Source organism: Desemzia sp. FAM 23989 (assembly GCF_045528345.1).
Taxonomy (GTDB): domain Bacteria; phylum Bacillota; class Bacilli; order Lactobacillales; family Carnobacteriaceae; genus Desemzia.
This window is the reverse complement of sequence record NZ_JBGQQT010000003.1, coordinates 39,055-57,832: the sequence shown is the minus strand read 5'-3', so window position 1 is coordinate 57,832 and position 18,778 is coordinate 39,055. Positions and strand designations below refer to the sequence as shown.

Here is an 18,778-nt window from a genome sequence, read left to right as displayed (position 1 = left end):
CGATTTTATATATTTATTAATTTCCCCACTCATACCCTTCCGAATAAAACAGCTTTTACAAGCTCTTTCGTTTTTATTGTCTCAATTTCTGTGTTACAAAGAGGATACAGATAATTAGCGGAAAAAACATTTGGTAAAGGAGATTTTAACAATGGAAAAAAAATTCGATATAGTAGTCATTGGTAGTGGTGTAGGTGGTATGGCAGCAGCTTCTGGTTTAGCCTCTGCGGGTAAAAAAGTTGCTATAATAGAGGAAGATCTATGGGGAGGAACTTGTCCAAACCGAGGTTGTGATCCAAAAAAAGTTTTGGTTTCCGCCGTTGAGGCTATAGATCGTGCCCAGCAACTACAAGGTAAAGGATTAGAAACTGTCCCTCATGTGAATTGGACAGAACTCATAGCTTTTAAAGAAACATTCACTGCCCCTGTGCCGAAACAAAGTAAAGAAAGTTTGGAATCGTCTGGAGTAGAAACGTTCACTGGCAAGGCAGAATTTATCAATAGCCAAACTTTACAAGTAAATGAAGACAAACTAAAAGCGGAGCACTTTGTCATTGCCACTGGTGCACGTCCCTCATTGCTGGATATTGAAGGGAAAAAGCATTTCCTAAACAGTAATGACTTTTTGTCTCTTCCAGAAATGCCTGATACTATCACCTTAGTGGGCGGTGGTTATATCTCTTTTGAATTTGCGGCCATCGCTAATGCGGCAGGTGCGAAAGTACATGTGATCCAACACAATGATAGTCCTCTTAAAGCCTTTGACCGAGAACTGGTCGACCTTTTAATGGAACAATTAGAAGCTAAAGGGGTGACTTTCCATTTGAATATAGAAGTTTCTAAGATCGAAGTGACCTCGAATGGTTATTCATTATCTGATGATTCGGACTTTCAATTAGACAGCGATTTGGTTTTCTGCACTACAGGACGGATACCGAATACGGAAGCATTAGCCCTTGAAAATGCCGGAGTTGAGTGGGATAAAAAAGGGATCACTGTTAATGATTCTCTCCAAACAAGCAATCCATCTATCTTTGCGATCGGAGATGTCTTGTCTAAAACCCAACCTAAATTGACCCCTGTTTCGAGTTTTGAAGCGGACTATTTAGTGTCACATTTGACTGGACAAAATACTAAACCTATATCTTATCCAAGCATTCCTACGATGGTTTTTTCCGGTCCCAAATTAGCCCAAGTTGGCGTAACGCCAGAAACAGCAGCGAATAACGAAAATGACTACGAACTGTCTACTATAGACGCCAGTAAGTGGTTCAGTTACAGACGATTAAACGAATCTATCTCAAAAATCAAAGTCGTTACAGATAAGAAAACTGGTTTATTAGTAGGCGCCACTTGTTTGAACAATGAAGCAGATGAACTGATCAATTATTTCAGCCAGCTGATCGAGCAAAAAGTTACCGCTGCAGCAGTCTCTAAACACATTTTTGCTTATCCAACTATTGCCAGCGATTTATCTTATTTTTATTCTTGATCTGAACAAAATTTTTCTGATTTTTGTCTGATGAATCATTGCCTAGTGTAAACTATTCGGTGGTAGAGACTAAAGATGACGATTGTTTTTTAAGTTGACAAAAAAAGAGGAAGACCATTGCTAGACTTATAGGTTTGAGCGCCTCATTAGCAGCATAAAGATTGGTCTTCCTTGGAAATTATTTTAAGAGAATGATTGATTTAATAAAGAAGGTGACGTTTTTTTTATATTCCCTCCATAGACCCATTTCTGAAACCAAGATAAAAAGCTTTTTACTTCATCCCTTTAATCAATGAAGAACCACTCTCTGCAACGATCGTTAAATAGATTCATGCTGATTTAACGGACCGCTTGCAGCAATATGATAGAGGACAATTTAAAAAGAACGAAAGTATGCTTATAGGTGCAGAATTTCAAACAGCTTCTTCGGCTGAAACGTCCTTACTCATAATGCAACTAATCTATAATTTTCAACACCAATCGGAAACGAATAGAATAAGCAATGTCAAGCTTTTAGCCATTTTAGATACATACAATTTGAACTACTTTGTCCATTCTCGGATGGATATGGGTGAACAGGTCGGATGATCATGATATACTCTTTATTACAAGAAGGATTTCCGCTGCTTATTATTGAAAAAGAAACCAAAGCTAAGCATGTCGAATTTTTGGCAGGAACATTTTTATTGAAACTGAGTCGATTATCGCGTAAATTTGACATATAGAACACCTCTGTTTTGTATTTTCGTCAAATCTACATTAACAGAAAGGTGTTTTTTTTCACGCACCAAATGGGTGAAAAAATAAATTCCTTATAAACATTTAAGAAACACGGTTTTAGATCCCAAACTTATAAAACTATGAATTATCTAGGTCGTACTTTTAAACTTAATAAGATTCACTAGGAGGCACTTTATGAATAATGAAGAGAGTATTACTACGCGAGTAGAATTAACAGAAAAAGAATATGTATTTTTATCTTTATATATGAAAATAAGGTCTACTGCATTCGTTCTAATATGCTTTTTTTTCCTTTATATAGCAGTTTTTTATGTATTAATAAAAATTCCGTTACTTATGAATATCATCATTTCTGCTGTATTAATTCTTTTTATTATACTTCCGATAATATTCTTTGTTTTAAGCTATAGGGCTAGGAAAGAATATAGAAGTAATTATAGTTTACGAAAAGAAGTAATAATTAAGTTTAGCGATTTAGGCTTTGATTTGACTACAGAAAATAGCGAAAATCATCGTGAATGGACTTACTTATATTCAATCAGAGAACTAAAATATGGTTTTGTTTTCTACTATTCTGCTTATACGGCAACTTTATTTCCAAAAAGATGTTTTGATTCTAAAAAAGATATAGACTTCTTTAAAGACTTAGTTTCTAACCATTTAGATTCTAATAAAGTGCATTTCAGAAGTTAAATGGTTACTAACCTGTAAAAGAATAATTGTCATATTAATAATTTCTAATTATTAATATGCAATTAGAGATACACTCATTAAATAGTTAATGTTATTAATTACCTAAATAAAAAATTAAGGATGATTTGACTTAAGCTCATACCATCCTTAATTTTATTGTTTAAAATACTTTAATTGTTACTAGATAACATTGTAGTTATAACTAACCCAGCAGCAGAAAAAGCAGCTGGCGCGCCTGCTCCTCCTGAAACAACACTAGCTCCAATAGCGGCTAATGCAATAAGCACAACAGTTGTGCCTATTGCAACTTTTTCCGTTGTAGTAAGTTGAGGAACTGTATATGGTTCAACCGTTTCCACAGGTACCAGGTTTGGATTATTAGGATTACTCGTGTTTTTTAAAACTAAAGTAAAAATGATTTTAGGAGCAATGATTACACCACTTAATAAGGTCACTGGCTTTGTAATCTCATAATTATATTCCACTTCTAATTTTGAAGATATAGATATATAAGTTGAGATAAAACCAGTGCCACCAATGTTAGATCCAAAACTATATATAAGGCTTCCAGTATCCAGATCCAACTCTAAATCATTAGCAATAGATTCACCAGAAGCTATTGCATTTAATAGTGACGTCGTCATCATAGGTGTACCATCACTTGATATGGCAATCGTATTCATTGGATTTCCTTCTCCAAATTCAATCTCTCTAGATGCTTTATACTCCAATCTATAGTATAGATTGTCATTGATTACATGAGTTTTACCATCCAATTCTACGCTATAGTTAAATATCTCGCTGAATGGAAAAATCCCTTTAGCTGTACTCTTTAAGGCTTGTTCAATGATATATTCGTCTGTTCTAATCACTTTGCTAGCACCATTGTCTCTTCCAGACTTGATATTATTATCCATTTCAATTTGTCCATCTCCACTACCCAACGTAATCGTAGAGATTTGATCAAATGCCCAATTACTTGGTAAAGGAAAACCTAAGTTTCCGCTAAATCCTGTGGACATGCCACTCACAAAACTGGTTACTGCATATCCTGCATTCGATACTCGGGAACAAGCATTACGAGTTCCATAAATCCCTACTTTATAGGAGCCTAATTCTGTAATTTTAGAATAAACCGATTCAAAATGAGGCAATATAGAATTCGTAATTTCATCATCAGTTGAATCATAATCTACTGCAAAATAAATGATTGTTCCATCTGAAAAACCATATCCTTTTGCCGCATTGTGAGCAGCAATCGCATCTAAAGTTCCTTGGTCTTCGTTAAAATAACCAGCAGCTCCACCATACGTTTGGTAAATAGGAAAGACTGTTAAACCAGCGTTAAAAATCGTTTCTAGTTCGCCAGGTTGAATTTTTTTATTCAAAGTCGTCCCTTCAACATTGGTTAGATAACGCCCAACTGTTTCATAACCTGCGTTTACAAGGGTTTGTGCTCTTGCTGGAGTTACTTCCATTACACAGTCTAAAGCCGTTCCTTTCCTACTTGGATCACCGGTACTCACCAGTAAAGAAGACCAGGTTTGTATACCTACAATTCCATTATTCTGTAAGGCTGAAAAAGTTTGAAAAGCAACAACTTTCTCTTTAGTACCAGGCCCAAAAGAACCATCAAAATCAACTTTAAAGTTATTGAAACACAGGGCTGCCTGTAATAAATGAACGAATTGAGTGGTTCCATCACGATTACCATTTTGTAAAGTTGGTAATTTTGCTTTTGTAGTAGGTCCAAAACTCCCATTCGCTACATCATCAGATAAACCTTCTTCATATTGCAAAGCATAAATCAACACTTTTTGAGTTCCTCTTTGATAAATCCCATCAGTTGGTTGTAAATAGAAATCTCTTCTATTTTGATAACGATTGTTTAACCATTGTTGAATCGTACGAACTTTTGTAGTCCCACTACCAATTCGAATATAGGCGTCCATTGTTAATAATGCTTTAAATACTTTTGGTGTTACTGTTCCATCAGTTCCAGATAACCCCATATCTGTTTTCATTTCCAAAACGGCAGCTGCAGTTCCTGGACCGTAAGTTCCTGTAATCCCGCCTGGACCATAACCTTTACTATAAAGAGCGCTTTGAATAATTTTTACAATATTCGAGTTGCTATCGTTTTGTCCTTGGCCAATAGTCCCGTATTGTTGTGTGAACTCGGCTAAGGTTGTTTCCCCAAAGCTGTTAGAAGTTGCCGTAATCCCTAATTCTATTTGAAGTGCTCGAGTAAGTGCGTACATCGTAGACCAACCGGTATTTCCATTCGCGGTAATTTCTTGATAACCTGGATGTTCTCCATATTCTCCATTTACCCACTCTTGAGCTTTTTTTACCATTTCATCAGCCATTTTATACTCCTTCTTTCTACTATATTTTTATATTGCTTTGTTTTTAAGAGTTGATTTTAAGCGTTTGTCCGACTTCAATATGATTCACATTCGAAATATAGTTCTCTGTTGCTAATTTTTGGACAGACGTATCGAATTGTTGAGCAATAAAAGATAAGGTATCTCCTGGTTTTACAACATAGTGCTCTTCTTTAGACTGCATATGAGAACGAACAGGGATAATCAGTTGTTGATCTGGATAAATAAGGTTCGGATTTTCCAAGTGATTTGTTGTAACAATTGACTGTACGGTTACAGCATATTGTTCTGCTATTTTGGATAGCGATTCGCCTTTTTTTACTTTATGCATAGTTGTATTGTTTGGTTGCTCAAATGAAGTTTGAGTAAGGACTTCTTGATCCCATTTTTGCAATTCATTTTGTTCAATTATCTGAATGAGTTTTTTTGCATATTGGGGATCCGTAGCATAACCAGCGGTTTGAATGGCTCTCGCTTGTTTCTTATAGTCTCTCAACCCAATCACGTCAGCATAGCGCTGATTTTCATGGAAAAACTTTCCATGGTCTTTCAATGACTCCTCATAAGAAGGATATTTCCTAAAATAATCCGTAACGGTAAATAGATTGCCATTTTTGTCATATTCTTTTGTCGAATAGGCTTTCTTTTCACCCTTCCAGCTCTTATCTGCCTTAATACCAAACAAATTGCGGCATTCCTGTGCTAATTTGGACTTTCCCCAATTGCTTTCCAGAATAGCTTGAGCGGAAGTGATTGAAGGCAAGATACCATAGTCATCGAATGTAGCCATCGCTCCTGAGTGAAGATTATTTAAAAAATTAACTTTTGCCATACTGTATCACCTCCTCTCTATTTTTCCCGAAGCAGCTCTTTTAATTCTTCTAAAGAGTCCATCATTTTATTGATTATTTTTTCTAATCGAACCAATAAATAAGTGGTGATAAAAACAGGAAATCCAATAGTCGAAATAAAGTTTCCCCATTCTTCCATAACAATATCTCCTTTCTTATATTACACATAATGAGTATTTATATAGTAAAAAAATATTTATTTTGATAGAATAATTTTCTTTCAAAAATAGTTTACAGCACTTTTTTACTGGTTTAATCTACTTTTTAGAGATAAATCATTTTGTACTCTTTATGTGTAATTACACTTTACTACTCATTTTGAAGATAGCCAATGATTTTTACTCAATATTGTGTAATTTTATTTGTTTTTTGTTTCAATACGTGTACAATAAAGATAGTAAATACTAACAGAGGTGCACTATGGATACTCATAAATTAAAAGAACTCCGCAAATCCAAACGGTTGACGCAAGGAGAAATGGCTGAAATACTCGAAATCGCTCGAACAACTTACGCCAATTATGAACAAGGAACAAGAGAACCAGATAATAAAATACTCAATAAATTAGCCGATTATTTCCAAGTTTCTACCGATTACCTTTTAGGGCGAGATGTTCCAAAATGGGCCACACCAGAAGATCTCATTGACTTAGAAGAAATCCTAAACAACAATGTCCATATGGCTTATGGGGGAGAAGATTTAACTGAAGAAGACAAGCAACGCGTACAAGACGTTTTAAAAGCGGTCTTTTGGGATAGGCTTAAAAAGAGAAGGGATTAAATGAGTGAAAACTGGAATAATTTGATTCAACAATTGTATACAGATTATCATACGTATGATCCGTTTAGTTTAGCGGAAAATAAAGGCATAGACGTCCTGTTTGTTCCTTTTGGAGAAACGCCAAAGGGAGAAACCGTTCGATTTAAAGAGGAAACACTGGTATTGCTCAATGAAAATTTAATTGACGCAAACGAACGTTACTTTGTATTAGCTCATGAATTATATCATGCTCTTGAACATGAAAACCTTAGTGCTTACTACACGACGCAAAGAAATGGAAAAGGAACGCTTGAAAGAGAAGCCAGTATTTTTGCAGGGAATTTAATGCTTGAATTGTATAAAGAAGATTATGGCTATCCACCAGAAACGTTTCAACATCTTCAAAACCTTTATGGTGTTGCTGAAGAAGTAGGTATTTTTTCCCTTTAAAAGACATCAAAAGTTATTAATCTGTGCATAATTGCTGTACAGATTAATAACAAATATATATTTTTACTCAATGAGATCACTGTAATTATTCATTGATTCAGAGAAATTTTTTTTATACATCCACACAGGAATATTGGAATTATGTTCTTGTTTGCTTAGACCATCACTCAGCAGGAATAGAAGACAAAACTGTATCTTTACCTGCGTTAGTTAGAAAATTTTATGAAATTGAGAACCATAAACAAGTGCTTGAAAGAATGGCTGATTATTTAATCAATGGAGATTCACTCTCTATAACGATCGTTACAGAGAGTCATGCTTATTTGTGGATCGCTAGCATGCAGTACGATAAAGGACTGTTTAAAAAAGTGGAAATATGATTACAGTGTCGAATTTCAAACTGATTATCCAGCTGAAATACCTTTACTGGTATCTTAGCTAGTGAATAACCTGCAGTATCGGTTAGATAACGCTAAGACGAGCGATGACAAGTTATTAGCGGTTTTGGATACACATATCCAATTTGAACAAATCCATTCGTTCTCCGACGGAAATGGGCGAACAGGGCGGATGATAATGATGTATTCGTTGTTATAAGAAGGATTACCGCCACTTATTATAGAAAAAGAAACCAAGGGCAATATGTCGAATTTTTGGCCAACCAAGACGTAGAAAGCTTCTCTCAATTTGCAAAAGAGAGACTAGAAAAAGAGCAAAAACGAATGCAAGCCTTTCATAATATAGGTAAAAAACAGATACAGTATGACTAAAATATTTACACAACAGTACGAGGAGGTTTAGTTATGGAAGAAGAAAAAAAGGAATAGTGTTTACAGGTAGTTTGAAATTGGATGATCTTCATAAATCTAATCGTTATCAATTGCGAATCCGGCGCAAAAAATCATTAATATATAGTGCTCTTATAGTAGTTATTGCGTCTTATATTCTCTATAATGCAATCGACAATTTATCTTATGCATCACCATTTGTCATTCTTTTATTAACAGTGGGTACAGTAGGATTAGGATTAATATTAGGTATAATCGGCAGTAGAATTTTAATAAAAAAAAGAACAGAGTCAATGTACAGTTTAAACCCTACTCTAAGTAATAAGACAACGTATATTGCAAATAATATCGGTCTAAAAATTGAAATGATAAATGAATTGGACCGATTTTATGAATGGAAGGACATGCTTAAATCGTATGAGTTTAGCGATATGTTTCTTATATATATAAATTCTCAGGCTTTACTCTTTATTCCAACATCCTTTTTTAAAACACAAGAAGATGTTAGTGATTTCAGCAAACTTCTCTCACGAAAAACTAAAAACTTCATACTTTAATTTTCTTGAATAAAAAAAAGTCTCTTCCAACCTAATCTTAACAAGCGAATATTTGGAGATCCCATAGACGAGCGTCCAGAAATCATTGGAATTCACAAAACATTCGGCCTTTGGAAAGTCGATACTGTTATAAGAAACAAGTTGAAATCAAATGCCGTTTTACTGACGTTAGCCGAAAGGAAAACGCATTTTGAAGTCATCTTAAATCTTTGACTGGAATTTACAATTTTGCAATAAAAAGGTATAGTTAATAATGGTTTGAAATTAGCTTACCTTATTAGAGGAGAGATTATATTGGAAAGAGTAGTTGGAACAGTAGTAAGAGGACTTCGTGGCCCGATCATCAATCAAGGAGACAACATTGAGCAAATTGTAGTAGATACAGTTTTAAATGCATCAAAAGTTGAAGGTTTTTCAATTGATGACCGCGATATTGTAACTGTAACTGAGTCTATTGTAGCTCGTGCCCAAGGAAATTACGCAACGATCGATGACATCGCAACGGATGTAAAATCAAAATTTGCAGATGACGCAATCGGAGTTATTTTCCCTATCCTTAGTCGTAACCGCTTTGCAAATAATTTGCAAGGAATTGCCCGTGGAGCAAAAAAAGTGGTTCTAATGTTGAGCTACCCATCTGATGAAGTAGGAAATCACTTGGTAAACATTGATGAATTAGATACTCAAGGTATCAACCCATGGAAAGATATTTTAACTGAAGCTCAATTCCGTCAATACTTCGGTCATGTCAATCATCCATTTACTGGCGTAGACTATATCGAATATTACAAAGGTTTAGTCGAAGCAGAAGGCGCTGAATGCGAAGTTATTTTTTCAAACAATCCAAAAACCATATTGAATTACACTAAGAGTGTATTAACTTGTGATATTCATTCTCGTGTTAGAACAAAACGTATCTTAAAAGACAATGGCGCTGTAAAAGTATACGGTCTTGATGATATCCTTAGTGAGTCGATCAACGGTAGCGGCTTTAATGAAGCTTACGGTTTATTAGGCTCAAATAAAGCAACTGAAGAAAGTGTCAAACTATTTCCAAATAACTGTCAACCAATCGTTGATTCTATCCAAGCAAAAATCAAAGAATTGACTGGCAAAACTGTTGAAGTAATGGTTTATGGTGACGGTGCGTTCAAAGATCCCGTAGGAAAAATTTGGGAATTGGCTGATCCAGTTGTATCTCCTGGTTTTACTGAAGGCCTTAAAGGAACACCTAACGAAGTCAAATTAAAATATTTAGCTGACAACAACTTCTCTGATCTTCGTGGAGACGATTTGAAACAAGCTATTTCTGAATACATCACCAATAAAGACGAAGACTTGGTGGGTGCTATGGAAGCACAAGGAACAACTCCTCGTCGACTAACAGATTTAATCGGTTCATTATCTGATTTAACTTCTGGTAGTGGAGACAAAGGAACACCAATGATCTACATCCAAGGTTACTTCGATAACTATACAAAATAATATATGTTGATAGTAAACGATGCTGGGATAAAACCTAGCCAATAAAAGCACCCTGAAAAGTCAAGTTGGCTTTTCAGGGTGCTTTTTTAGATCTCTTCATCTTCTAACGTTGATAAAGAAATTAAGTGTTGTCTTTTGCAGTCAAGTTGCTTTCTTGACGTAAGTGTATTTTTTTCATAGCCAAACGAGCAGGTGGCTGAGCAATTAATAACTCACAGAATAAAGCAATACAAAAGTTTCTAGGCCAATGAGATAATGCGGCAAAAGAAGCTAAGCTAATTCCATTTCCAAGCATATCTCCAATTATCGTCATTGTGAATGACATACCGATAACAGTGAAAAAGACCGTAAATAATATTTTTGCATTAAACCCATCATTAGCATCAGAAAAACGATGAACCATTTTTTCTGCAATACGTCCCACGATAAAATTTTCCATTAACATTGCGATGATAAAAGCAATCGGGAAGGACTTAAGAATAATTAGTGCAACTTGTGCATTAAATGTCTCGAAATTTAAGCTGATATTTACTGCACTCATAATTAGTGCTGATATCGCACAAATAATAGCACCGTACAATATTCCTTCTTTGGCATTTCTTGGCAATCTGTTTTCTTTCAATTCTTTGATAATAAAAACTCCTTTTTTGTGTCTAAAAATAAGTATACATAAAAGTAGTCATTTGTGTAAGAAATATTTTCATGAAAATTATATGAAAATAAAAAAACGCATATTTTTATTTCATTTTGCTTCACTTATCAGTGCAACAGTATGTAGTAGTCATAAGCCAAACAACGGAGTGTTGTTGACCTTAAATAAGTAAACCAATGATTAAAAATGTAGCGAGAATATCGTAGTTTAGTCCAGAAATCCTGATTCACTACTTATAGAAAGACAAAAAAAGCGTTCACTGCAATTTCGCAATGAACGTTTTTTAAGTTGCTGAAAATTTTGTCCCAATCTCGTTTAGTTGTGCTCTGATTCTAAACGAGTTGCACAGAGCAGACTCCGTGTCTATAAGCTGATTTTGACCTGTTAGGAAAGTTCGCCTAACTGGTCAAAATCTTCTTATAGCCAGTAGTCTAAACGCTCTGTTTCACTCTCTATTCTAAATGAGTTGCACAGAGCAGACCATACGCCTATAAGCCAATCCCCACAGTCAGGTAAAAAGCACCTGTCTGTGGGGATTTTCTTATAGTTGATGGTCTAAATGCTCTGTTTCACTCTCTATTTTAAACGAGTTGCGCGAGGCAGCTTACGCGTTTATAAGGCGAGGCAATTCTGTTGATAAAAAGCATCAACTGAATTGCCTCGCCTTATATCCGGAAAGCTAAACGCCTCGCTCCACTCTCTCTATTCTTTTGGTTCTAGGTCTTCGATGGAATCAATGTCCATGTATGCTGGTACGACAAAGCCATTTTGAGCGCCTGTCAAGTTAGGTCCCATATCTACAATGTTATCTTTGTGTTCTTCATAAAAGGCTTCGTGAGTCATAGGCAGCCATGGAGCAATGGAAACATCAGCTTCTCCATTTGCAATAGCTTCAAACAAAATTGCTGGATCAACATCTGACACAGTAACATCGTATCCCTGTTGTTCTAATACGAGTTCTATCACTTTTCCAGATGCGCGTTCAGTGTCCCAAGGTGTAGAGACAATGTCGATTTCTTCTCCATTCCCAGGTTTAGTTCCCTCCAACCACGAATCTACTTTATCTTGATTCGCTTCGATCCAACTCATTGACGCTTCTTCAAATGAACTGCTTTGAGCTTCATACATCACGGACTCCATGTCCTCAACTTCCCATTCGAAAGCATCCAGGATCTGAGCTGCATTCGGCATTTCTTCTTCAAAACCTGTTCGAGCAATCGTATGAATGCTTTCAATATCTCCTAAACTTCCCTTGGGATCTTCAATAAACTTCAGATCGTATTGCGTAAATTTATAATGCGGAGCCCATCCGGTTACAATAATAGGTTCTTCATTTTCAATAGCTTCTCCCAGCAAGGTCAACATGCCTGCAGTGGAACTTTCTGCCAATTCCCAACCTTCTAGATTCTCATATTCTTCTAAAGCAGTATGTGCAAGTCCTGTCAAGCCCGCTCCAGGTTCAATTCCAGTAATCGTATAGTCTACTGCTTCACTGATACTCATATTTTCATCGCTAGTTGCTTCTTCATTACTGCCACACCCTGCCAATAATAAAGCTGCTGTCATTCCAACTGTCATTCCCAAAAATCTTCTCTTAATCATATTTTCCTCCATTGATTTAAAAAGCTCAGTGCTTTTTTTATTTAGCTAATCCTTAGTCCAAAGTTGTGTTGCGTCAACACCAACACTCCAGACAATTAGTCTTTTGTCCATTACTTTTATCTCTTCACGATAACCTTATGTACAGCACTTACTTCTTATGTTGCTTATTTACCGTTCCATCTTAAGGCCTCCCCTGTCTTTAGAGTAGGTCACCGATTTTATATAGCTACCATTTAACGTAACATGAATAGAATCTGATTTCAAATCGACTAAGAAAGTACGCAAAAAAAAGCAAAGCATATGCTCTATCCGTCATTGCTTTGCCTTAGGCTTCGGTGATTTAGTTCTCATTCACAAAACTGAGTATATATTTATTGACCTGTTCGGTTTCTTCATGCTGTACCCAATGAGTTGCTTCACCAAGCAGCATACCTCGACCACTTTCGCAAAATTCAAGACTTTCCGTTGCCAAATCAGAACCTAAAAACTGATCTTGAGCACCCCATATCACAAAAACGGGCACATTTACTTGATTGGGAACACCTGATTTTCCGATCGATTTGCTGGCTAAAGCTCGGTACCAATTGATCATGGAGCGCATAGCATTTGGCTGAGACCAAGCAGTTCGATAATACTGCAGATTTTCTTCTTTAAAGGTTCCTTTTCGGCTGGTACTTTGCAACGCCCTCGCTGCCGGTTCCCAATTTGATACGCTGAACAATTTCTCCGGGAGCCCGCGCATTTGAAAGAACGCTATATAAGAACTCCTAAAGAGTTGGAATGGATGATGCAGGACTTGTTCTTTCATAGCTGCTTCATGCGGAGCATTGAGAATCACCAGTTTATGCAGCAATTCTGGATACGCTCTAGCCACTCTCCAAGCTACAATGCCTCCCCAGTCATGACCCACAAGAAATACTTTTTCTTTCCTAGATGCTTTGATCAACCCTGCAATATCTGCAGCTAGTTGTTCGATTCGATAGTCGCTTACTTTAGCGGGTTTATCGCTCAGATTATACCCTCTTTGGTCGGGTGCCCATACTCGGAATCCTTGATTGGCCAAAAACGCCATTTGCTTATGCCATCCATACCAAAATTCAGGAAACCCATGCAATAAAAGAATCAGTTCCCCATCTTTTGGCCCCTGCTGAGCTACATGCAAGGTTATACCATTGGTTTTTATATAAGCATGTTCTACTGTCTCTATCATTTCCCGTTCCTCCTTACTAAGATAATCTCATATCCCAAGAATAACTATTAGAGGTCACTGAATCAACTTTTAACGACTTTTCCAGTTGGAACAAAAGCCTTAACTTGTTTAATCATAGCTGCTTCCTTTATTAGCAGTCGGATTGCTCAAGTGGTACTATGGTCATAAAAGGATGGTGTCTAAATGCTAACAAGAAATAAACTCTTTCAGTATATGAAAAAACATTATGGTGCAGAGCCAGAATACTTGTGGGAAAAATTTCCAGGTTACGCTGTTTTCAAACATCCTTCAAATGGAAAATGGTATGGCGTTGTAATGAATATTTTGCCGGAAAAAATAGGACTGGAAGGGGAGGAAGAAATCGATGTACTGGAACTCAAAAGCCCCCCTGAGCTGAATGGCAGTCTAAAAGAACGAAGAGAAATCGAAGACGCCTATCATATGAATAAAGAGCACTGGATTTCTGTGATTTTAGGCCAAGTAAATGAAGTAACTGAAATCGAACAATTGATCGAAACTAGTTTTGACTTAACTAAAAGCTGATCTGTCTTTGTCCATTTTGATTCATTAGGGGGAATTCTTCATGTTTAAACTTGCTAAAGAACTAATCATTGAAAAAGACTTGCATCGGAAAATCATTATCATAGAACATTTATTGAATCATTCTCAATTAACAGCTAAAGAGTTGGCCGAAATCACCCAAGCTTCTCAACGTACCGTCTTTAACGACTTGCAAAGTCTGCGTTTTGACTTGCCTTCAGAATGGACTCTCGAATCAGTAGGCAACAACGGGCTAAAGCTGATTTCGACTAATAAAGCTGATGTGAAACAATTATGGTTGTATTATATGGGGCAATCTCTAGGCGTTCAACTAGTCAAGCAGCTGCTTTCTAAAAATAAACTTTCTGTCGAAGAACAAGTTAGTGAATGGGGTATCTCTGAAGCCAGCTTAAAAAGAGGCCTCAAAGAGTTGAATGAGCGGTTAAGTTATTACCATCTTCAAATCAATTTGGCTTCTGGAAATCTTTTTTGGGAAGGTGATGAGCTGCGGATACGTATGTTTTATCATCGTCTGCTGATGCCTTTTACCCATGAACAATTTTTCTCTAAGGAATACCACATGCATCAAGTCCACTATGAAGGCTTTTTGCGACGCATGGAGCGTCAAGAATCTGCTCCTGCCAGTGAAGAAATTTTTGGAATCTGCTGGTTTTACATCAATTGTTTACGCAATAGAGCTAATTGCCTTTTGGAAAATCTGATTTATGATAAAAAAGATCCGTTGCTACAGCTGTTTTTGCCTGAAATTCAACATTTGTATCAGCTCGAAGGCCTTAAACTTCCTATGGATGAATCTTTTTTCGCCTTCTTTTGTTTTTTGGAAAGCTGGAGTTATCCTTTTACCCCCTCAGAAAAGTTGCTGCATCTAATGGAAACTTATTATAAAGATATTCAACAAGACTGCTTAAAAATGATGGAAAAAATTAGAGAACAGACGCATACTGTACAAGATACAGATAATGTGCTGCTTCGTAATCTGCAGCTTTTCTTACTAAAGTACAAAGAGTCACAGAAATTAACAGAGATCTTTACGATGGAGTATCCAGAAATCATCGAAGCTGCTCGGTATCGTTTCAAGAATGTGCTACAGTGGTTAGCTCCTATATGGTCAACCGTCTTCCAAACTAAAATAGAGCTCAATTTACTGATCTCAGCAGCAATGATCATCCAGACCGAACTTTATTCTGTTAAATCTTTAGCTACGGTCTATTTTTGCTATCAAGGTGAACCAGCATGGAAATACTTTTTGACACGAGAGATTCAAGATTTAGTCGGCAGCCGGATTGATTTCCATATCTTAGACTATTCCGACTTAAATAGAATTGATCCTGATGATTACCTGATCACTAATATGCCGATACCGTCTAACGTTGATAAGAACCAGGTCTTTCCCATCTCATTTGTGCCTAAAACGAATGAAATCATGAACATCAAACGAGCACTCTCCAACTTGTATATGCTCTAACAAAACATCCGTCTTTGGATGAATATTTATTCATTCAAAGACGGATGTTTTGTTCATTATTTCACCATCACTTTTTTAGAATTTGTCTGGATAGCTTTGCTGACCGCTTTCTCAATTTCAACCATAAAGAATATTTGAGAGGCTACTACAAATACTGATAAGTGTTGGATCAAACTCAAGTCCGTCGTTCCAATAACGGCTTGTGCTGACGGAACAAATAGAATGATGCTTTGCAAGGCGACTAGACATAATAGAGAAATACCTAATGCTTTGTTGCGGAAGAGCTGACGGTTGATTGAAAAATTCAATTCTTCTCGACAATTGACCATATAAAAAGCTTGGGCCAGTACGATACCTTGAACCAATATCGTTTGCTGTACGGCTGGCATCGAGGCAAAAGATGACAACCACAACATAGACATCGTGATCAACACAGAGACATAGCCTAATCTAAACAGATTGTATTTAGTCAAAATAGGCTGCTTCGGATTTCTTGGCTTTTGAGACATTAAATCATCGCTTGCTTTTTCAAACCCTAATGCGTAAGACAAAGTGATGGTCGTTACCATATTCACCCAGAGGATTTGTATCGGTGACAAGGGCAGCGGCTGGTTTGCCAATAATGCTAAGATCACAATCAATCCTTGTGCCAAAGCAGTCGGCAGGAAAAAGTTGATCGTCTTTTTCAAGTTTGCAAAAATTCGTCTGCCTTCTTTGACGGCTTTAGAGATCGTTGCAAAGTTATCATCAGCCAAGACCATATCTGCAGCTTGCTTGCTGACTTCGCTCCCTTTGATTCCCATGGCGATTCCGATATCAGCTTGCTTCAAAGCCGGTGCATCGTTCACACCGTCTCCTGTCATCCCCACAAGCTCTCCTTGCTGCTGCAAAGCTTGAACGATTCTCAGTTTGTGTTGCGGAGTCGTTCGTGCATATATATCGACGCTTTGTACACTTTCTGCTAATTCTGTATCCGTTAATTGATCAATGTCAGAACCTTCCAGCACGTTTCCAGTATGGTTTAACCCGATCTCCTTTCCGATAGCTTGAGCCGTGTCTTTGTGGTCCCCTGTAATCATTTTGACAGAGATTCCAGCTCTGCTGCAGTCTGCTACAGCTTCAATGGCAGACTCTTTTGGCGGATCCATGATACCTGCGATTCCGATAAACGTTAAGTTGTCCAGTTGCTCAATATCCAAGTCTGTACTTTCTTTTTTAGCAAAACCTAGAACGCGTTGTCCTTTTTTAGCTAAATCTTCCACCTTCTCCAACCACTCGATTCGATTTTCAGGCGTCAAGTCCGCTTGATGAAGAAGCACATCTGGAGCACCTTTAACATAAATCGTCGATATATGGTCTACTTCATGCAATGTTGCCATTAATTTGTAAGTGGAGCTGAAAGGAATCTTGTCTATTTTCTTTCTTAAAGGGACAGTCTGCTGATCTACATATTTCAATAAAGCTAATTCTGTCGGGTTTCCAGTTAATTGTCTGATTTCTTGTTGATTCTCTGTCTTTAGATCCTGACAATTATGCATGATGTCGTATAACACTTCTTTGTCTTCTTCAGCCACTACCGTATCTACCACAGTCATTTCATTTTTAGTCAATGTTCCTGTTTTATCCGAACAAATAACAGTGATGGACCCTAACGTTTCTACAGCCGGCATACTTTTGATGATGGCTTTTTCTTCTGCCATTTCTTTGACACCCATAGAGAGAATCATCGTCAAAACAGCCGGTAATCCTTCTGGAATAATCGCTACAATCAGCGAGATGCTGGCTGCAAGCAATAAGTTGAAGTCCATTCCATAACGTAATGTTGTAAAGAACAAAAGAAAGATTATAAAAGCAATCAAGCCTTTAAAAATTTGATGGTTGAGTTGATTGATTTTTCGTACCAATGGTGTTGTGGTTTCCTCTACCGTCTGCAAGGCTTGGTTGATTTGACCTAATTGAGTTTCGTCACCTGTAGTTGCTACCACACCAACTCCTGATCCTTCTTGAACCAACGTTCCTAAAAAGGCCATATTGATTTGATCTCCAAGAGGCGTATCTTCAGCCAAGACTTGGTTGTCTTTAATGATTGGTAAGGATTCTCCAGTCAGGGCTGATTCTTCGATCAACAGATTTGTTGCTTCTATGAGGCGAATATCAGCTGGAACGATATCTCCTGCTTGCAGAAGCACGATATCGCCAGGAACAAGCGTCTCCGTCTCGACCTTCTTACGTTGATTTCCACTTAAAATGATGGACTCTTGACTGCTCATTTTCTTGAGTCCATCTAAGGAAGCTGCTGCTTTTCGCTCTTGGTAGTAACCAATGAACCCATTGATCAATACGACGATAAAAATAATTACCATTTCAACGAAGCTGCCTGTTAGTCCTTTCAAGATTCCTGCTACGATCAAGATGATCATCAATAGATCTGTAAAATGCTTACCTACTTTTTGCCAAAGTTTTTCTGCTGCTTTTTCAGTGAGTTTATTCTTGCCTCTATTTTCTAACCGTTCCTTTCTTGCTGTACCGCTCAAACCTGTTTGTGTCGCTGTTAAAGTGCTCATTACCTCTTTGTGTCTCATTGCATACCATTTCATATCGTTCTCCTCCTCTATTTCTGTTGTATCTAAAGTATAGGGGAAGAAATCATCAAAAAGATTGCAACTTTTTCACAAAGGTGTGCATTTTTTGTTGAATGGCTACTCACTATTTATTTAGCACAACAAAAAACTTCTCGTTGTACGAGAAGTTTTGGTTCTACAACATTTGAAACTGGTGAGTAGAAAATACACTTCTTTTTAACTCTAAATCTATTAGAAACTCAGTTCTAGAAATTTCTGGAGGAATATGGGGTTGCTTATAGCCATGAAAAGGATGTAAAAAAAGGAAACACTGTGGGCGTACGCCCAAGTGTACCATGCTTGTAAGCTGCTGAAGCAGCAACAATCATGGCAATTACTTAGCGTTAGGCTTTAGCCGTTATGCTAAGTTTGACGCTTGCAAGTCTTGAGACGCGGTTTTCGGCTCAAGGCGTTCCCATGGCGTTCCATAAGCAACCCCATAGGCCGGAGGAAATTTCTTTATC

General features: G+C 37.0%; 17 protein-coding genes. 10 read left to right on the top strand and 7 right to left on the bottom strand.

Going from position 1 to position 18,778, the window contains the following annotated elements; translation table 11 throughout:
* Nucleotides 1–151 precede the first annotated feature (151 nt).
* Together ACEN36_RS03015 and ACEN36_RS03010 are read left to right on the top strand one after the other, a co-directional pair.
* Nucleotides 152–1,492: a dihydrolipoyl dehydrogenase family protein gene (locus ACEN36_RS03015; protein WP_407125915.1), complete on the top strand. Its 1,341-nt coding sequence runs from the start codon at nt 152–154 to the stop codon at nt 1,490–1,492.
* Between the two features lie 915 nt (nt 1,493–2,407).
* Nucleotides 2,408–2,926 (top strand): YcxB family protein, encoded by a 519-nt coding sequence (locus ACEN36_RS03010; protein WP_407102357.1) that lies wholly within the window; start codon nt 2,408–2,410, stop codon nt 2,924–2,926.
* A 170-nt stretch (nt 2,927–3,096) separates the two neighbouring features.
* On the opposite strand, the gene ACEN36_RS03005 is transcribed toward ACEN36_RS03010, so the two are convergent.
* The 3 genes from ACEN36_RS03005 to ACEN36_RS02995 are packed head-to-tail and all read right to left on the bottom strand — an operon-like array spanning nt 3,097 to nt 6,303.
* The gene (locus tag ACEN36_RS03005; protein WP_407125914.1) at nt 3,097–5,295 is read right to left on the bottom strand and encodes a glycoside hydrolase domain-containing protein; all 2,199 of its coding nucleotides are present in this window, start codon (nt 5,293–5,295) and stop codon (nt 3,097–3,099) included.
* Nucleotides 5,296–5,338: 43 nt separating this feature from the next.
* Nucleotides 5,339–6,145, bottom strand: coding sequence for a glucosaminidase domain-containing protein (locus tag ACEN36_RS03000; protein WP_407125913.1), 807 nt, complete (start codon nt 6,143–6,145; stop codon nt 5,339–5,341).
* A gap of 17 nt (nt 6,146–6,162) precedes the next feature.
* A complete protein-coding gene (locus tag ACEN36_RS02995; protein WP_407125912.1) occupies nt 6,163–6,303 on the bottom strand; it encodes a YvrJ family protein in 141 nt (46 codons plus the stop codon).
* 281 nt (nt 6,304–6,584) lie between these two features.
* Between ACEN36_RS02995 and ACEN36_RS02990 the strand changes: the two genes are divergently transcribed.
* From ACEN36_RS02990 to ACEN36_RS02965, 6 genes are all read left to right on the top strand, one after another.
* Entirely contained in the window at nt 6,585–6,944 is a 360-nt protein-coding gene (locus ACEN36_RS02990; protein ID WP_407102362.1) for a helix-turn-helix domain-containing protein, read from the top strand.
* Nucleotides 6,945–7,373, top strand: a complete 429-nt coding sequence (locus ACEN36_RS02985) for an ImmA/IrrE family metallo-endopeptidase (RefSeq protein WP_407125911.1) — start codon at nt 6,945–6,947, stop codon at nt 7,371–7,373. It abuts the gene before it with no gap.
* Nucleotides 7,374–7,630: 257 nt separating this feature from the next.
* On the top strand, nt 7,631–7,753 hold the full coding sequence (locus ACEN36_RS02980) for a hypothetical protein (RefSeq protein ID WP_407125910.1): 123 nt from the start codon (nt 7,631–7,633) through the stop codon (nt 7,751–7,753).
* 61 nt (nt 7,754–7,814) lie between these two features.
* Nucleotides 7,815–7,970: a Fic family protein gene (locus tag ACEN36_RS02975; protein WP_407102365.1), complete on the top strand. Its 156-nt coding sequence runs from the start codon at nt 7,815–7,817 to the stop codon at nt 7,968–7,970.
* A gap of 250 nt (nt 7,971–8,220) precedes the next feature.
* Nucleotides 8,221–8,718 carry a YcxB family protein gene (locus ACEN36_RS02970; protein WP_407102367.1) on the top strand — a complete coding sequence of 166 codons (498 nt, stop codon included), beginning with the start codon at nt 8,221–8,223 and terminating at the stop codon, nt 8,716–8,718.
* A 294-nt stretch (nt 8,719–9,012) separates the two neighbouring features.
* The gene (locus ACEN36_RS02965) at nt 9,013–10,203 is read left to right on the top strand and encodes a coenzyme F420-0:L-glutamate ligase (RefSeq protein ID WP_407102368.1); all 1,191 of its coding nucleotides are present in this window, start codon (nt 9,013–9,015) and stop codon (nt 10,201–10,203) included.
* Nucleotides 10,204–10,324: 121 nt separating this feature from the next.
* On the opposite strand, the gene ACEN36_RS02960 is transcribed toward ACEN36_RS02965, so the two are convergent.
* The 3 genes from ACEN36_RS02960 to ACEN36_RS02950 all read right to left on the bottom strand — a co-directional run bounded on the left by ACEN36_RS02960 (nt 10,325) and on the right by ACEN36_RS02950 (nt 13,667).
* On the bottom strand, nt 10,325–10,810 hold the full coding sequence (locus tag ACEN36_RS02960) for a DUF2798 domain-containing protein (protein WP_407125909.1): 486 nt from the start codon (nt 10,808–10,810) through the stop codon (nt 10,325–10,327).
* A 747-nt stretch (nt 10,811–11,557) separates the two neighbouring features.
* Nucleotides 11,558–12,457, bottom strand: a complete 900-nt coding sequence (locus tag ACEN36_RS02955; RefSeq protein WP_407125908.1) for a glycine betaine ABC transporter substrate-binding protein — start codon at nt 12,455–12,457, stop codon at nt 11,558–11,560.
* Nucleotides 12,458–12,797: 340 nt separating this feature from the next.
* On the bottom strand, nt 12,798–13,667 hold the full coding sequence (locus tag ACEN36_RS02950; RefSeq protein WP_407125907.1) for an alpha/beta fold hydrolase: 870 nt from the start codon (nt 13,665–13,667) through the stop codon (nt 12,798–12,800).
* Nucleotides 13,668–13,850: 183 nt separating this feature from the next.
* On the opposite strand from ACEN36_RS02950, the gene ACEN36_RS02945 reads away from it, so the two are divergent.
* Nucleotides 13,851–14,210, top strand: a complete 360-nt coding sequence (locus ACEN36_RS02945; protein WP_407102878.1) for an MmcQ/YjbR family DNA-binding protein — start codon at nt 13,851–13,853, stop codon at nt 14,208–14,210.
* Between the two features lie 40 nt (nt 14,211–14,250).
* Nucleotides 14,251–15,693, top strand: coding sequence for a helix-turn-helix domain-containing protein (locus ACEN36_RS02940; protein ID WP_407125906.1), 1,443 nt, complete (start codon nt 14,251–14,253; stop codon nt 15,691–15,693).
* 56 nt (nt 15,694–15,749) lie between these two features.
* On the opposite strand, the gene ACEN36_RS02935 is transcribed toward ACEN36_RS02940, so the two are convergent.
* The gene (locus tag ACEN36_RS02935; RefSeq protein ID WP_407125905.1) at nt 15,750–18,290 is read right to left on the bottom strand and encodes an HAD-IC family P-type ATPase; all 2,541 of its coding nucleotides are present in this window, start codon (nt 18,288–18,290) and stop codon (nt 15,750–15,752) included.
* Between the last annotated feature and the right edge of the window lie 488 nt (nt 18,291–18,778).

What these genes read in the sequence shown, in the direction of transcription:
- ACEN36_RS03015 (WP_407125915.1), top strand. Translation starts at nt 152, where the DNA reads ATGGAAAAAAAATTCGATATAGTAGTCATTGGTAGTGGTGTAGGTGGT.
- ACEN36_RS03010 (WP_407102357.1), top strand. Translation starts at nt 2,408, where the DNA reads ATGAATAATGAAGAGAGTATTACTACGCGAGTAGAATTAACAGAAAAA.
- ACEN36_RS03005 (WP_407125914.1), bottom strand. Translation starts at nt 5,295, where the DNA reads ATGGCTGATGAAATGGTAAAAAAAGCTCAAGAGTGGGTAAATGGAGAA.
- ACEN36_RS03000 (WP_407125913.1), bottom strand. Translation starts at nt 6,145, where the DNA reads ATGGCAAAAGTTAATTTTTTAAATAATCTTCACTCAGGAGCGATGGCT.
- ACEN36_RS02995 (WP_407125912.1), bottom strand. Translation starts at nt 6,303, where the DNA reads ATGGAAGAATGGGGAAACTTTATTTCGACTATTGGATTTCCTGTTTTT.
- ACEN36_RS02990 (WP_407102362.1), top strand. Translation starts at nt 6,585, where the DNA reads ATGGATACTCATAAATTAAAAGAACTCCGCAAATCCAAACGGTTGACG.
- ACEN36_RS02985 (WP_407125911.1), top strand. Translation starts at nt 6,945, where the DNA reads ATGAGTGAAAACTGGAATAATTTGATTCAACAATTGTATACAGATTAT.
- ACEN36_RS02980 (WP_407125910.1), top strand. Translation starts at nt 7,631, where the DNA reads ATGGCTGATTATTTAATCAATGGAGATTCACTCTCTATAACGATCGTT.
- ACEN36_RS02955 (WP_407125908.1), bottom strand. Translation starts at nt 12,457, where the DNA reads ATGATTAAGAGAAGATTTTTGGGAATGACAGTTGGAATGACAGCAGCT.
- ACEN36_RS02950 (WP_407125907.1), bottom strand. Translation starts at nt 13,667, where the DNA reads ATGATAGAGACAGTAGAACATGCTTATATAAAAACCAATGGTATAACC.
- ACEN36_RS02945 (WP_407102878.1), top strand. Translation starts at nt 13,851, where the DNA reads ATGCTAACAAGAAATAAACTCTTTCAGTATATGAAAAAACATTATGGT.
- ACEN36_RS02940 (WP_407125906.1), top strand. Translation starts at nt 14,251, where the DNA reads ATGTTTAAACTTGCTAAAGAACTAATCATTGAAAAAGACTTGCATCGG.
- ACEN36_RS02935 (WP_407125905.1), bottom strand. Translation starts at nt 18,290, where the DNA reads ATGAAATGGTATGCAATGAGACACAAAGAGGTAATGAGCACTTTAACA.